General features: G+C 72.6%; 14 protein-coding genes. 7 read left to right on the forward strand and 7 right to left on the reverse strand.

Annotated features, from left to right (window positions below; genetic code table 11):
* Window positions 1-2: 2 nt before the first annotated feature.
* Window positions 3-170 carry a hypothetical protein gene (locus tag AB0I73_RS09560; protein ID WP_363035467.1) on the forward strand — a complete coding sequence of 56 codons (168 nt, stop codon included), beginning with the start codon at window positions 3-5 and terminating at the stop codon, window positions 168-170.
* Window positions 171-286: 116 nt separating this feature from the next.
* Here the strand turns inward: AB0I73_RS09560 and AB0I73_RS09565 are convergent, their stop codons facing one another.
* Window positions 287-1144 carry a MaoC/PaaZ C-terminal domain-containing protein gene (locus tag AB0I73_RS09565; protein ID WP_363035469.1) on the reverse strand — a complete coding sequence of 286 codons (858 nt, stop codon included), beginning with the start codon at window positions 1142-1144 and terminating at the stop codon, window positions 287-289.
* Window positions 1145-1238: 94 nt separating this feature from the next.
* Here AB0I73_RS09565 and AB0I73_RS09570 point away from each other — a divergent pair, with 94 nt between their 5' ends.
* On the forward strand, window positions 1239-1811 hold the full coding sequence (locus AB0I73_RS09570) for a response regulator (RefSeq protein ID WP_363035561.1): 573 nt from the start codon (window positions 1239-1241) through the stop codon (window positions 1809-1811).
* Here AB0I73_RS09570 and AB0I73_RS09575 read toward each other — a convergent pair.
* Window positions 1755-2498 (reverse strand): class I SAM-dependent methyltransferase, encoded by a 744-nt coding sequence (locus AB0I73_RS09575; protein WP_363035471.1) that lies wholly within the window; start codon window positions 2496-2498, stop codon window positions 1755-1757. The two genes, AB0I73_RS09570 and AB0I73_RS09575, sit on opposite strands and share 57 nt — an antisense overlap.
* 267 nt (window positions 2499-2765) lie before the next feature.
* Window positions 2766-4202 (reverse strand): MFS transporter, encoded by a 1437-nt coding sequence (locus AB0I73_RS09580; RefSeq protein ID WP_363035473.1) that lies wholly within the window; start codon window positions 4200-4202, stop codon window positions 2766-2768.
* Window positions 4203-4396: 194 nt separating this feature from the next.
* On the opposite strand from AB0I73_RS09580, the gene AB0I73_RS09585 reads away from it, so the two are divergent.
* The 4 genes from AB0I73_RS09585 to AB0I73_RS09600 all read left to right on the forward strand — a co-directional run bounded on the left by AB0I73_RS09585 (window position 4397) and on the right by AB0I73_RS09600 (window position 7525).
* Complete coding sequence (locus tag AB0I73_RS09585) at window positions 4397-5059, forward strand: class I SAM-dependent methyltransferase (RefSeq protein WP_363035474.1); 663 nt, start codon at window positions 4397-4399, stop codon at window positions 5057-5059.
* A gap of 59 nt (window positions 5060-5118) precedes the next feature.
* The gene (locus tag AB0I73_RS09590; RefSeq protein ID WP_363035476.1) at window positions 5119-6108 is read left to right on the forward strand and encodes an N-acetylmuramoyl-L-alanine amidase; all 990 of its coding nucleotides are present in this window, start codon (window positions 5119-5121) and stop codon (window positions 6106-6108) included.
* Window positions 6109-6265: 157 nt separating this feature from the next.
* Window positions 6266-7096, forward strand: a complete 831-nt coding sequence (locus AB0I73_RS09595) for a hypothetical protein (protein WP_363035478.1) — start codon at window positions 6266-6268, stop codon at window positions 7094-7096.
* A 135-nt stretch (window positions 7097-7231) separates the two neighbouring features.
* A complete protein-coding gene (locus AB0I73_RS09600; protein WP_109382496.1) occupies window positions 7232-7525 on the forward strand; it encodes a hypothetical protein in 294 nt (97 codons plus the stop codon).
* Window positions 7526-7564: 39 nt separating this feature from the next.
* Here the strand turns inward: AB0I73_RS09600 and AB0I73_RS09605 are convergent, their stop codons facing one another.
* The 4 genes from AB0I73_RS09605 to AB0I73_RS09620 all read right to left on the reverse strand — a co-directional run bounded on the left by AB0I73_RS09605 (window position 7565) and on the right by AB0I73_RS09620 (window position 12639).
* The gene (locus AB0I73_RS09605) at window positions 7565-8641 is read right to left on the reverse strand and encodes a prenyltransferase (RefSeq protein WP_363035481.1); all 1077 of its coding nucleotides are present in this window, start codon (window positions 8639-8641) and stop codon (window positions 7565-7567) included.
* Window positions 8638-9408 (reverse strand): class I SAM-dependent methyltransferase, encoded by a 771-nt coding sequence (locus AB0I73_RS09610; protein WP_363035483.1) that lies wholly within the window; start codon window positions 9406-9408, stop codon window positions 8638-8640. Before AB0I73_RS09610 ends, AB0I73_RS09605 begins: the two co-directional genes overlap by 4 nt.
* A complete protein-coding gene (locus AB0I73_RS09615; protein ID WP_363035485.1) occupies window positions 9402-10826 on the reverse strand; it encodes a glycosyltransferase family 4 protein in 1425 nt (474 codons plus the stop codon). Before AB0I73_RS09615 ends, AB0I73_RS09610 begins: the two co-directional genes overlap by 7 nt.
* Before the next feature lie 136 nt (window positions 10827-10962).
* Window positions 10963-12639, reverse strand: coding sequence for an IS200/IS605 family accessory protein TnpB-related protein (locus tag AB0I73_RS09620; RefSeq protein ID WP_363035487.1), 1677 nt, complete (start codon window positions 12637-12639; stop codon window positions 10963-10965).
* A 296-nt stretch (window positions 12640-12935) separates the two neighbouring features.
* Here AB0I73_RS09620 and AB0I73_RS09625 point away from each other — a divergent pair, with 296 nt between their 5' ends.
* Window positions 12936-13580, forward strand: a complete 645-nt coding sequence (locus AB0I73_RS09625) for a TetR family transcriptional regulator (protein WP_363035563.1) — start codon at window positions 12936-12938, stop codon at window positions 13578-13580.
* Window positions 13581-13604 lie beyond the last annotated feature (24 nt).

Below are 13604 nucleotides of genomic sequence, written 5' to 3' on the forward strand. Positions count from 1 at the left end.
CAATGAACGATGCCAGCACGAACCAGCCGCAGACCCCCGACGGCGGGCAGATCGCCGCCGGGCAGGGCAGGCACCGCGGACCGGTTTCCCAGCAGGACTCCACAGTGGCCCCCCGGGGCCGTCACCGCAGGCCCGCCGAGGAGAACGAGCAGTCGGAGCAGGCCGCCTGACGACTCGTCAGGGATCAGTCGGACATCAGGTGGATCGGCAGTCGGCCCCGCCCGTCGCACGACGGGCGGGGCCGTTCCTGGTCCGTCGCGTTTCCTCGGCCGCGGGCCGGTTCAGTTCAGGAGTGTTCGACAGTGGTGTCGGCGAGCACGGGCGCGTCGTCCCTGTCCAGTGCGCTCACGGCCACCCGCACCTCACCGGACCCGCGCCACATGCGGATCCGCAGTGTCTCGCCCGGGTACACGACCCCGGCGAACCGGGTGTCGTAGCGGCGGACGCGGGCGACGTCCCCGCCGAGCAGTGTGTCGACGACCGCCTTGAGCGTCATGCCGTAGGTGCACAGCCCGTGCAGGATCGGCCGCTCGAACCCGCCGAGTTTCGCGAACCCGGGGTCGGCGTGCAGCGGGTTCCAGTCGCCGGAGAGGCGGTAGAGCAGCGCCTGGTCCTCCCGGGTCGTCCGCTCCACCGTCAGGTCGGGCGGCCCGACGGGGGGCTCGCGCCGCGCGGACGGACCCCGGTCGCCGCCCCAGCCGCCCGCACCGCGTACGTGGATCCGCGCCTCGTCGGTCCACAGCGGGCCGTCGGCGTCGGCGACGTCGGTGCGCATCACCAGGACGGCCGCCCCGCCCTTGTCGTACACCGCCGCGATCCTGCCGGTCGCGGTGGCGGTGCCCGCGACGGGCAGGGGACGGTGCAGGATCAGCGACTGGCCGGCGTGCAGGACACGGGCGAGGTCGACGTCGACGCCGGGCATCGACAGCCCGGCGATCACCCCGGGGGCCCCGGCGCCCGCGACGGTGGCGAAGCTCGGCAGGACGTGCAGCCCGGACTCCAGGGTGTAGCGCAGTTCGTCGGGGTCGGTGGCGGGGACGCCCGCGCCGATGCCGAGGTGGTAGAGCTGGACGTCCTTGTGCCCCCAGGTGATCTCGTCGGTCCGGGGTTCGGCGGCGAGCGCCTCGGCTGCGTCGATGGGCATGGGGTCTCCCGGTTCTGGAACGCGTTCGGGTCAAGGCGCGGGACGTGAAGCGGCACATTCCGCCCGTTCGTCCTACGCTTCGTCCGTGAACGAGATGCCCCGGGACCACCGGCCCGCCACCTCCGTCCGGGTCCTGCTCGCGGAGGACCCCGTCACGAGGTACGGGGCGCTCGCCTTCCTGCTCCGGATGGAGCCGGGCATCGAGGTCGTGGCCCAGGTGGCGGCGGGGCGATCGGTCGTGGAGACGGCACTCACCCACCGCCCCGACGTCGCCCTCCTCGACCTCGGGCCGGCCGGCCCGAGCGGCCCGAACGGTCTGGACACCGCCGCCGCACTGCGCGACCAGGTGCCCGACTGCCGGGTGCTGATCCTCACCACGGCCGGCGGGCCCGAGCCGCTGCGGCGGGCCCTGGCGGCGGGGGCCGCCGGTTTCCTCGTCAAGGACGGGTCGGTGCGGGAGCTGGCCTCCGCGATCCGCCGGGTGCTGGCCGGGGAGACGGTGATCGACCCCGCGCTCGCCGCCGTGGCGGCGGCCGACACCGCCGCCACCACCGACACCAGCGTCCCGCCGCCAGCGCTCACGGCCCACGGCTCCGCCCCGGGCCTGCCGTCATGCGTCCCGTTGGAACAGGGCCGTCCAGAGGAAGTCCTCCCCGAAGAGCGGTGAGTCCTCCGGTTCCTTCCGCATGCGGCGCAGTTCGATCCCGGTCAGGTCGGAGAAGATCCGCCGCAGCGACTCGTCCGTGTAGGCGAGCCCGCCCCGGAGGCCGCCCTGCCCCCGGTAGAACTCCGCGTCGGACAGCTCCGAGCCCATCGCGCCCGCCGCGAAGCAGGTGAGCGCGAACCGGCCGCCCGGGGCGAGGACCCGGTCGAGCAGCGCGAGGTGACTGATCCGGCGGTGCGGGGGCAGGTGATGGAAGCAGCCGGAGTCGTACACCAGGTCGTACGGTCCGGCGAGTTCCCCGCCGTCACGGGTGAGGGCGAAGGCGTCGCCGCAGTGGAACCGGACGTCGCGCGCACCCGTCTCGCGGGCCCGTTCCCGTGCCCATGCGACGGCGGCCGGGGAGAGGTCGACCGCGTCGACCTCGAAGCCGTGCGCGGCCAGGTACAGCGCGTTGCGGCCGGGGCCGCAGCCGACGTCGAGCGCCCGGCCCCCGGTGAGCAGGCCCCGCTCGACGTACGACACCAGGTTCTCGTCCGGCTTCGCCACGAAGAACGGCACCCGCCGGGAGCGGTCGGCGTAGAAGCCGTCCCACCAGTCGGCGCCCTGCCGCGTCCACCGGTCGGCCTCCGGTGCGAACAGGCCGTCCAGCAGGTCGAGTACGTCGTCCACGGTGCGTGTGCTCCGGTCCATCCGGGCCCCCTTTCCGTATGCGGCGACCGTATCCGCAGGGGGCGTGAAGTCCCAGGCCGGCGGGGCTGGTTGGGACTTCCGCGGAGGCTTCGGCGGCCCTCGGGAGGGGCCGGCGCGACCGACGCCGAGGGGCCGTTCGGGGACGGGGAGGAACATCCGTGTCGGCCCCTGCCACGGGCCGTCACGGCACCTCTCCGACCGGCCCGACGCCCCCTTTCTCCACTGTCTTTCCCCGCTGCCCTCCCTCAGGGCGCTCTCAGTGCGCTCTCAGTGCGCCGCCGTGGCTCTCCGGGGCAGCCAGAGCCACATCAGCACCATGCCGAGGGCCAGCACCACCGCCCCCGTGCGGAACGACAGGGCGTACCCCTCGGTCAGGGCCTCCGGCGTCCCGCTGCCCGCCGTGCGGGCCGCCGCGATCGTCGACAGCACCGCCAGGCCCAGCGAACCGCCCATCGTGCGCGAGGTGTTGATCAGCCCGGAGACCAGGCCGGCCTCCTCGGGGGCCGCGCCGGAGGTCGCGAGCGCGGCGAGCGGGGTCCCGGCGAGGCCCCCGCCCAGCATCATCAGGATGCCGGGGAACATGATCGACGTCAGATACGCCCCGTCCGCCGTCATGGTCGACTGCCAGGCGAAGCCGGTCATCGCGACGAAGGTGCCGAGCACGGCCACGGCGCGCGCCCCGGTCACCCGCATCAGCCGGGGCGCGACCTTGGAACCGACGACCACGGCGAGCGAACTCGGCACCAGGGCGACCCCGGCCTCCAGCGGGGTGTAGCCGAGGACGTTCTGCGCGTAGAGGATCATGAAGAACCACATGGAGAACATCGCGGCGCCGCACAGGAACATCGCCACGTTCGCCGACGCCACCGACCGCACCCGGAACAGCCCCAGCGGCATCAGCGGGGCCTTGGCCCGCGCCTCGACGAGGAGGAACAGCACGATGAGGACGAGTCCGGCGAGCAGCGGCACCAGGGTGGGCGTCGCCGTCCAGCCCTCGGCCTCGGTCTGGGAGATGCCGTAGGCGAGGGTGGCGAGGCCGGCCGTCACGAGCAGCGCGCCGGGCAGGTCGAGCCGCCGTCCGTCCCCGGCCCGGCCCTCCGCCAGCCACCAGGCGGCCCCGGCCAGCACCACCACCCCGATCGGCACGTTGATCAGCAGGACCCACCGCCACGACAGCGCGTCCGTGAGCAGCCCGCCGACGAAGCCGCCGGCCGCGCCGCCGCCCGCCCCGACGGCGGTCCAGGTCGCGATGGCGCGGGCGCGGGCGGCGCCCTCGGGGACCGCCGAGGTGACGATGGTCAGGGTGGAGGGCGCCAGGACGGCCGCCCCGAGCCCCTGCACCGCCCGCGCCAGCAGCAACTGCCAGCCGTCCTGGGCCAGTCCGCCGACCAGCGAGGCCAGCGTGAACAGGCCGAGGCCGACGAGGAACATCCGCTTGCGTCCGTAGAGGTCACCGGCGCGTCCGCCGAGCAGCATGAAACCGGCGAAGGCGATGGCGTACGCGTTCACCACCCACTGCAGGCCCTGCCCGCTGAGCCCGAGGCCGGTGCGCATCGACGGCAGCGCGACGTTGACCACGGAGATGTCGAGCACGACGAGGAACTGCCCGGCACACGCGAGCGTCACCGCCAGCCACGGAGGAGGCGCGCTGCGACGGGGTGTGCGGGTGACGGTGGTGTCCGGGACTTCGAGCATGGGCGTCATGGTCTCAAGTGGCGAGCACCCCTTGCATCGGGAATTCGCCGGGACGGGTCCTGGTCCTTCCGACCTAGGACGGCCCGGAGCCGCCCACAGCGGCGTCACGAGCCCCCGTCCCCCGCTCCCGACGGGGTACGGCACCATGGGCACCCCGAGACGCGTGCGACCGGACGCGTACGACCGAGAGGACGCCGGAACCGATGCCGACGCCGAACCCCCCGGCACCCGGGCCCGAGATCCTGGCCGCGTTCGAGGCGGCGAAGGGCTTCATGCCCGCGGACGAGGGCCTGGCCCTGTACGCGGCGGCGGCCGAGGCGGGACGGCTGGGCCTGCCCCTGCTGGAGGTCGGCACCTACTGCGGCCGGTCGACGATCCTGCTGGCCGACGCGGCCCGCGCGGCCGGCGTCACCGCGCTCACCGTGGACCACCACCGCGGCAGCGAGGAGCAGCAGCCGGGATGGGAGTACCACGACCCGGAGACGGTCGATCCCGAGCTGGGGGTGATGGACACCTTGCCGACCTTCCGCCGCACGCTCCACCGGGCGGGCCTGGAGGACCACGTGGTCGCCCTGGTCGGCCGCTCCCCGGTGATCGCGGCCCTGTGGAACTCCCCCCTCGCCCTGGTCTTCGTCGACGGCGGCCACACCGACGAACACGCCACGGCCGACTACGAGGGCTGGGCCCCGCACGTCGCCGAGGGCGGCCTGCTCGTCATCCACGACGTCTTCCCCGACCCGGTCGACGAGTTCACCGGCCAGGCCCCCTACCGCGTCCACCTCCGCGCCCTGGCCTCCGGCGCCTTCACGGAGGTCTCGGCCACGGGCTCACTGCGCGTCCTGCGCCGTACCGGGCACGGAATCTGAGGCTCGGAGGCCGTCCCGGGGGGACGATGGCGGTGCGCGGCGGCCGCTAGGGTGGCCGGGTGTCTTACACAGGTCCCGACTTCGATCCGCCTCCTCCGTCCCGCCGCTCCCGGCGCGGGCTCCTGACCGTGGCGCTGGCCGCGCTCGTTCCGGGGGCGCTGCTCGGGTGGGCCGTCTACGCGGCCGTGGGCGGGTCGGGGCACGACGGGGGCGCTGCTGCGGGGTCTTCGGGATCTGCTTCGTCGCGTGCGCCGTCCTCCGCCGGTGCCTCGCCGTCGGACGAGTCCGGCGACCCGGACGGCGGGAAGCCGAGCGACTCCGCCGCTTCCGGTTCCCCGTCCGGTTCCGCCTCCTCGTCCGCGCCCACCGGGTCCGGGCCGCTCAAGGGGAAGGTCGTCGTCGTCGACCCCGGGCACAATCCGGGCAACTTCCGGCACACCGCCGAGATCAACCGCCAGGTGGACATCGGGACGAACTCCAAGGAGTGCGACACCACCGGCACGTCCACCGACGACGGTTACGCCGAGGCGGAGTTCACCCTGGACGTCGCCCACCGGATGCGTGAACTCCTCGAGGAGCAGGGCGCCACGGTGAAGCTGACCCAGGACGCCGACCGGCCGTTCGGGCCGTGCATCGACGAGCGGGCCGAGATCGGCAACAAGGCGAAGGCGGATGCCGTCGTGTCGATCCACGCGGACGGTTCGGGCACCGGCAACCGCGGCTTCCACGTGATCCTCCCCGGCTCCGTGCACTCCGGCGCGGCGGACACCCGGGCGATCGTCGGCCCCTCCCGCGAACTCGGTGAGCGCATCGCGGGCACCTTCGTACGCGTCACCGGCAACGCGCCCTCCAATTACGTGGGCGACGGCACCGGTCTCGTCACGCGTAAGGACTTGGGCGGTCTCAATCTGTCAACGGTTCCCAAGGTGTTCATCGAGTGCGGCAACATGCGCGATAGCAAGGACGCGGCACTTCTGACCAGCGGTGCCTGGCGGCAGAAAGCGGCGCAAGGAATCTCCGAGGGAATCGTGAGTTTCCTGCGCGGGTAGAGATCAGCGCGCTGATCCAGGCGGACATCCCGATCGTACGGACGATAGTGTCGTCCCTACGACGAGGGGTCACCCCCGCGCTTCACACCGGGCCCCGAGGGCGAGGTGGTGACAGCGACGCCTCTACCGACGACGAGACGACCCAGAAGGACCTGAAGTGAACATCCGCTCCCTCACTCGAGGCGACGGCGTGGTGATCGGAGCAGCGGTAGTGCTGTTCATCGCGTCGTTCCTCGACCTCTACTCGATCGACGGCGCCCCGGACGACGTCCTTCCCAGTCTGTGGGCAAGCGGCCCGGTCGTACTCGGGGTCGTACTGGCGGGCATCATCGGCGCAGCACTCGTCGTCGTGTCCCGCGGACTGCCGCAGCCGCCGAAGGTCGTGGGGCTGGACCTCGGCCAGTTCGGCGTCGCGTTCACCGTCTTCGCGGCCTGGAGCGCGCTCGGCAACATCTTCGACCCGGCCGGTGGCGTCAACAACGTCACCAGCGGCTCCGCCACCGACGGGCCCGACGCGGGTCTCGGCCTCATCCTGGCCCTCATCGCCACGCTGATCATGGCTGCCGCCGCCGTGGCCGCCCCTCTGGTTCCGGCTCTCAAGGGCGCCCTCATGCCGGCGGCCCGTCCCGCCGCCCCGCAGCCCTACGGCGCCCAGCCGCCCGCCGGTTACGGCTACCCGGGTGCGCAGCAGGCCGGTTTCGGCGGTCAGCCGCAGCCGGGTCAGCACGGTCAGCCCGGCCAGTCGTTCGGCGGTCAGCAGCCCGACCAGCCGGCCGCGCCGCCCGCCGCCGACTTCTCGCCGTTCTGGTTCGCCGTCCCGGTGCCCCGGCCGCTGTTCCCGGAGGACGGTTCGCAGACGCCGATCGCCGAACTGGCCCCCGGTACCTGGTACCTGGCCGTCGAGCAGCGCGGCCCGGCCCTCGTCGCCCAGACGCAGGACGGCCGCCGCGGTGTGCTCCAGGACACCTCGGGCATCCAGCGCGGCTGACCCCCGCTCCGTGCCGTACGGCCCCTCGCCCCGCCGGGCGGGGGGCCGTTGTCGTACAGCTGAATTCCCGGTGGAATTCACGGCGTTGGACCGTCGTTCGGGTTTGCATCGGGATTCCGGGGCCAGACGGACGTCATGTCCCCTCGAAATCGCACGGGTTCCACCTCCGCGGGGACGGTCGTCGCGGTGATCGCGGACATCATGGCCGTCATTCTCGGACTGTGGATTCTGATGTACCTGTTGGACGCCAACCGGGCCAACGACCTGGTGCAGTTCGTCCATGACGCGGCCTCCTGGCTGGCCGGCTGGTCGCGTGACCTGTTCACCTTCGACGCCGAATGGGCACGCGTGGTCGCCGGATACGGACTGGCCGCGGTCGTCTACCTGTTCATCGGCCACGCCATCGCCAACCGCCTCCACCGGCGCTGAGGGCCTTCGGTCCCTTCCCCGGCACCTGAGCCGGTCGGGTCAGTCCAGGGCGCAGCAGTCCGGGTCGAGGCCTCGGGGCAGGCGTTCGCCGCCGAACACCGCGCAGGTGGCCTCGTGGCCGCCGAGCGCGGCGACGGCCAGCAGCAGCGAGCCGGCCGTCCAGGTGGTCAACTCGACCGGCCAGATCGCCTCGTCGTCGTAGACGTACCCCGTCCAGTACAGGCCGCTCTCCGGATCGCGCAGGTGCTGGATGGACTGGAGGATCTCCAGCGCCCAGTCGGACTCGCCCGTCGCCCACAGGGCCAGGGCGAGTTCGGCCGACTCCCCGCCGGTCACCCACGGGTTGGGGATCACACAGCGCACCCCGAGCCCGGGGACGACGAAACGGTCCCAGCCCTCCGCGATCCGGGCCTTGGCCTCGGTGTCGGTGAGGGCGCCGCCCAGTACGGGGTAATACCAGTCCATCGAGTAGCGGTTCTTGTCGAGGAACCGCTCCGGGTGGTGCCGGATCGCGTGCCGGAGCGCGCCCGCCGCCAACTCCCAGTCCGGCTGCGGCTCTTCCCGCTGCTCGGCGATGGCCAGCGCGCAGCGCAGCGCGTGGTGGACGGAGGAGCAGCCGGTGAGCAGCGCGTCGGTGGTGGCCGTGCCGTCGTCGTCGCGCCGCCAGCCGATCTGGCCGCCGGGCTGCTGCAGTTTCAGTACGTACTCCACCGCCGCGTACACGGTGGGCCACAGGCGGTCCAGGAAGGTGTCGTCGCCGGTGGAGAGGTAGTGGTGCCAGATGCCGACGGCGACGTAGGCGACGAAGTTGGTCTCCCGGCCCCGGTCGGTGACGTCGTGCGGGTCGCCGTCGGCGTACGCCGCGTACCAGGAGCCGTCCGCCAACTGGTGTCTGGCCAGCCACAGGTAGGCCCGCTCGGCGGCCTCGTGGGCGCCCGCGGCGTCCAGCGCCATCGCGGCCTCGACGTGGTCCCACGGGTCGAGGTGGTGTCCGCGGAACCACGGGATCGCCCCGTCCTCACGCTGCACGGCGAGGATGCCCGCGACGGTCGCGGCGGCCTGCTCGGCGGTGAGGACCCCGGGCAGGACGAGGTGTTCTGTCCGGGGGGTGGTCACTTGGCGCCCGCCCCGGCCTCGGCTCCGGCGTCGGCTCCGGCCTCGGTGCGCGGCAGCTGCGGTTTGGTCGCGTACGCCACGAAGCTCTTGCCGATCACGGGGTTCAGCGCCCGCTCGGCGACCCGGGTGGCCAGCGGTTTCTTCATGATGTCCCAGACCAGCAGCTTGTGGTACGCCCGCACCGGCAGCGCCTTGTCGTTGTCCACGCCGAAGGCGCACTTCAGCCACCAGTACGGCGAGTGCAGCGCGTGCGCGTGGTGGGTGCCGTAGGGGCGCAGGCCGGCCTCGCGCATCCTGGCCAGCAGCTCGTCGGCCTTGTAGATGCGGATGTGGCCGCCCTCGACCTCGTGGTAGGCGTCGGACAGGGTCCAGCACACCTTCTCGGGACCGTAGCGCGGGACGGTGACCGCGATGCGGCCGCCGGGCTTGAGCACGCGGACCATCTCGGCGAGGACGCCCTTGTCGTCGGGGATGTGCTCCATCACCTCGGAGATGATCACGACGTCGAAGGACTCGTCGGGGAAGGGCAGGGCCAGGGCGTCGCCCTCCATCGCCGTGGCGGTGGCCCCGGCGGGCGCCTCCCCGGCCTCCTTCATCGCCGCGAACCACTGGGCGACCTCGCGGATCTCCTCGCCGTTCTGGTCCAGCGCCACGACCCGCGCCCCGCGCCGGTAGCACTCGAAGGCGTGCCGGCCGGCTCCGCAACCGAGGTCCAGGACACGGTCGCCCGGGGCGAGCGGGAACCGGGAGAAGTCGACGGTCAGCACGTGGCCCTGCTTTCGCGGTGGGAGGTGACGGGTTCTTCTGCGACGAGTGTCCGGTCCGCCGCGGGACCGGCGACGACGGGGTCGGCGCCCACGGCCTCCGCAGCCCCCGCGGCCCCGGCGCGGGCCATCGCCTCGCGGTAGCGGGCCACCGTGCCCTCGGCCGCGCGGGCCCAGGTGAAGTGCCGCAGCACCCGCTCCCGGCCGGCCGCGCCGAGCCGCGCGCGCAGCTCGGGGTCGCCGAGCAGCCGGTTCAGGCCGGCGGCCAGCGCGCCCGCGTCGCCGGGCGGGACGGCCAGGCAGGTCTCGCCGTCGCGGCCGGCCACCTCCGGGATCGCGCCGCCGGTCGTGGCGAGCAGCGGCGTGCCCGTGGCCATGGCCTCGGCGGCCGGGAGCGAGAAGCCCTCGTACAGCGAGGGCACACAGGCGACCTGGGCGGAGCGCACGAGGTCGACCAGTTCCGCGTCCGAGATGCCCTTGACGAACTCGACGGCGCCCTCGAGCCCGTAGCGCTCCACGGCGTGCGCGACGGGCCCCTCGGCGGGGCGCTTGCCGACCACGACGAGGTGGGCCTCGGGCTGCTCGACGCGGACCTTCGCCAGCGCCTCGACGAGGAAGACCAGGCCCTTGAGCGGCACGTCCGCACTGGACGTGGTCACGATCCGGCCCGGCACGACGGGCACCGACGCGTCCGGCGAGAACAGGTCGGTGTCGGCACCGATGTGGACGACGTGGATCCGGTCCTGCCGTACGTCCAGGTGCTCGACGATCTCCTCGCGGGAGGTGCCGGAGACGGTGAGCACGGACGGCAGCCGGCGGGCCACCCGCTTCTGCATCCTGGTGAAGGCGTACCAGCGGCGCACCGAGGCGCGTCGCCGCCTGCTCCCGGCGGCGTCCAGCTCCAACTGCCGGTCGACGGTGATGGGGTGGTGGATCGTGGTCACCAGGGGTGCGCCGAGGTCGCCGAGCAGGCCGTAGCCGAGCGTCTGGTTGTCGTGCACGACGTCGAAGTCACCGCGCCGGGCCCGCAGATGGCGGCGGGCCCGCAGGGAGAAGGTCAGCGGTTCGGGGAAGCCTCCGGTCCACATCGTGCCGACCTCGAGCGCGTCGATCCAGTCGCGGTACTCGTCGCGGCCCGGGGTGCGGAAGGGGTCGGGCTGGCGGTAGAGGTCGAGGCTGGGCAGCTCGGTGAGGCTCAGCCCGTCGTGGCCCTCGTCGAGGACGGGGTAGGGCTGGGCGCCGATGACCTCGACCTGGTGTCCGAGGCGGGCGAGTTCGCGGGAGAGGTGGCGTACGTAGACGCCCTGTCCGCCGCAGAACGGGTTTCCCTTGTAGGTGAGGAGTGCGATGCGGAGCGGTCGCAAGCCATCGGCTGCGGAGGGACCCCGCGAGGGCCCGGCCTGACTGGCCTCAGCGGTCACCCTGGGCCCCCTTCTCCCTGCACGGTCCCGCGACTCTACGTCGGGACGTTAACCTGGAACAAGTTTCAGAGTTGATCGTTCCGAGGCTCCGAATCTACCGGCAGGTAGGGACGCCGGGAGCAGTGGATCAGGTGATTCACGCCACGACGGAATGCGTGCCATGCTGTCCGATCACCAACCGTTCCTCATCAGTGACCAGGAGCGAGTCTTGGACCCAGACCTGCTCAACTGGAGCATCCCGAACGGTTCTGGATGCACTGGTCGCCCGCGTACTCGCCGCGTCCGGTGGCACGCATCCTGTGCGTGGTCCGGAAATGCGGGGGCGGGGTCCCTCACACCCAGGGGCTTCCGGCCCGGCCTGGACGGTCCGATGCCCCTGCTCATCGCTCCGGTGAGCAGGGGGCGGTGCCGTCCGACGCCGGACCGGGTGCCCCTGGGCGCGTCGTCCGATCGCGATGCTCGCCGCATCGTGCCGGGTGGTCTTACGGTTCTTCGAGATGAGCGGTTTCTGCCAGTGCTGGGCGCCCCACTTCGAGGTGTAGGCCGGGTCCACGGCGATGACCGCGATCCCCGTGGCGTCGGCCATCGAGGTGAGCCGGGCGCGGAGCCGGCCGGTGGGCATGCCGGAGATCAGCTGCCGGAAGCCTCGGCGCCGGCCGTGCTTCTCCCGGGTCTTCTCCGCGGTGAAGTCGAGGTCTTCGACCGCGATCGCTTTCACACCGCAGGCGCGGGTCCAGTGCAGCAGCCGCGTGAGGGCGTGCCGGACCTGGGCGTCGCGGTGGCCGGCGGTGCCGGACAGGTCGCAGAAGAAGCGGCGCGGGCTCCCGGTCGGATTGCCGCAGGTGTCGAGGCGCCAGGCGGCCAGGTGGTCGGCGTTCATATCGACACCGATCACGCCGTCGGCGAGGGCGGCTTCGATGGGGATGGTCCTGGTGGGCGGGATCTGCCAGGAGGCGGTCACATACCAGCGGCCCCGGGCCGGGTCGTGGTGGATGCGGTAGGCGACGGCACGGTTCGCCGCGATGCGGTCGGCCCAGTCCGGTCCGCGGTGCGCGAACGCCACCCGGCCGGTGAGCACGTACCGGCCGTGCGGCGCGTTCGCCCACTGCCGGAGCGGGGCGGGGAGCCTGATCGACACCTCGCCGTTTGGGCCGACGCGGATCGTCTCGTTCCCAAACCTCTTGCCGGATTCGCCGTCGGCCTGGAGGAACCAGCGTTCGGCTTCCCACCGCCGGCGCCATTCGACTTCGGTGAGCTGCGTGGCTTCGAGGTGGTGACGGTTGCGGGCCAGGCGCTTGCCGCCGCGCACCACGTGGACGGTGCCGCTCTCACGGTCGGCCCGCTCCCTGGCGAGCCGGTCCTCCAGGGTGTGCAGGCGGCGGGTCTTGGCGTGCCACTCCCGCTTGGACCGGTAGCCGCCCGGCGCCCGCTTGCTGCCCTTCTCCCCGATGGGAAGGGACAGCCGGTGCCCGATGGTGCGGACCGCTGCCTCCAGGCACTGGAGGTGAGCGGCCTGACCGCGCCGGGCGAGCGCCCACTGGTCGTGCGTGGCCTTGGTGATCGACCCGGCCCAGCGGGACGACGACGCGGAGGTCAGCTCCCGCTTGCGCACCGCCCATGCCTCCGCGTCGTGCCCGAGGCCGTCGCGGCAGCGCGCCTTCAGGTCACCGGAGGCCAGCGCGCCCAGATGCGCGCCCACCCGTCGCAGCACCTCCACATCCGCAGGAGTGAGCTGCTTGAGCCGGGTCCGGACGGCCACCCCCGACGGGCCAGGCGCCACGAACGGCGCCGCGAGCTCCCGCAGACCAGCCATCCCGCACCCCCGATCAGCCCGACGACCCGCTCACCTGGTCCAACGAGCACCACCCGCAAAGGTCACACATTCGACGGGCGAACCCTTATTCCCACCCTCAAGAGGAGAGCCCCGGCCCCGAGGGTCACTGCTCACTCATGCATGCCGGAACACACTCCTGCTCGGCCAGGCCCCAGCAGCACCCCACCCTCACTGACGGTCACGGAACGGGGCCCATGCCGGCGGAAGCCAACACGAAGAAGGCGGAGAAGGCGACGATGCCAACCAAGCCGAACAAGGCCGACAAGGCGGTGATCATGGGAGCCGGCACCACTGGAACCTCCCCCACCTCACCCCTGACCGAGCGGCAGGAGGCGCGCAGGCGCCGCATCCTGGACGCGAGCGCCCGGCTGGCCGGCCGGGGCGGCTTCGACGCGGTGCAGATGCGGGAGGTCGCGGAGTCCTCACAGGTGGCGCTGGGCACGCTGTACCGCTACTTCCCGTCCAAGATCCACCTGCTGGTGGCCACGATGCAGGACCAGCTGGAGCGCATGCACCGCACCCTGCGGAAGAAGCCCCCGGCGGGCGACACGGCCGCGGAACGGGTCACCGGGACCCTGATGCTGGCCTTCCGCGCGCTCCAGCGCGAGCCGCAGCTCGCCGACGCGATGGTGCGCGCGCTGACCTTCGCGGACCGCAGCGTGAGCCCGGAGGTCGACCAGGTCTCCCGCCGGACGACGATGATCATCCTGGACGCCATGGACCTCGGGGATCCCACACCGGACCAGCTCTCGGCGGTCCGCGTCATCGAGCACACCTGGCACTCGGCCCTGATCACCTGGTTGTCGGGGCGCGCCTCGATCGCCCAGGTCAGGATTGACATCGAGACGGCGTGCCGGCTGATCGACTGGACGGATCCGGCGGCACCGCCCGCTCCTGACCACTTTCTTACGTACGGGTAGAGTGACGGCGTCGTCATCACCCGT

The organism is Streptomyces sp. NPDC050388, from assembly GCF_040655635.1.
Lineage (GTDB): Bacteria > Actinomycetota > Actinomycetes > Streptomycetales > Streptomycetaceae > Streptomyces.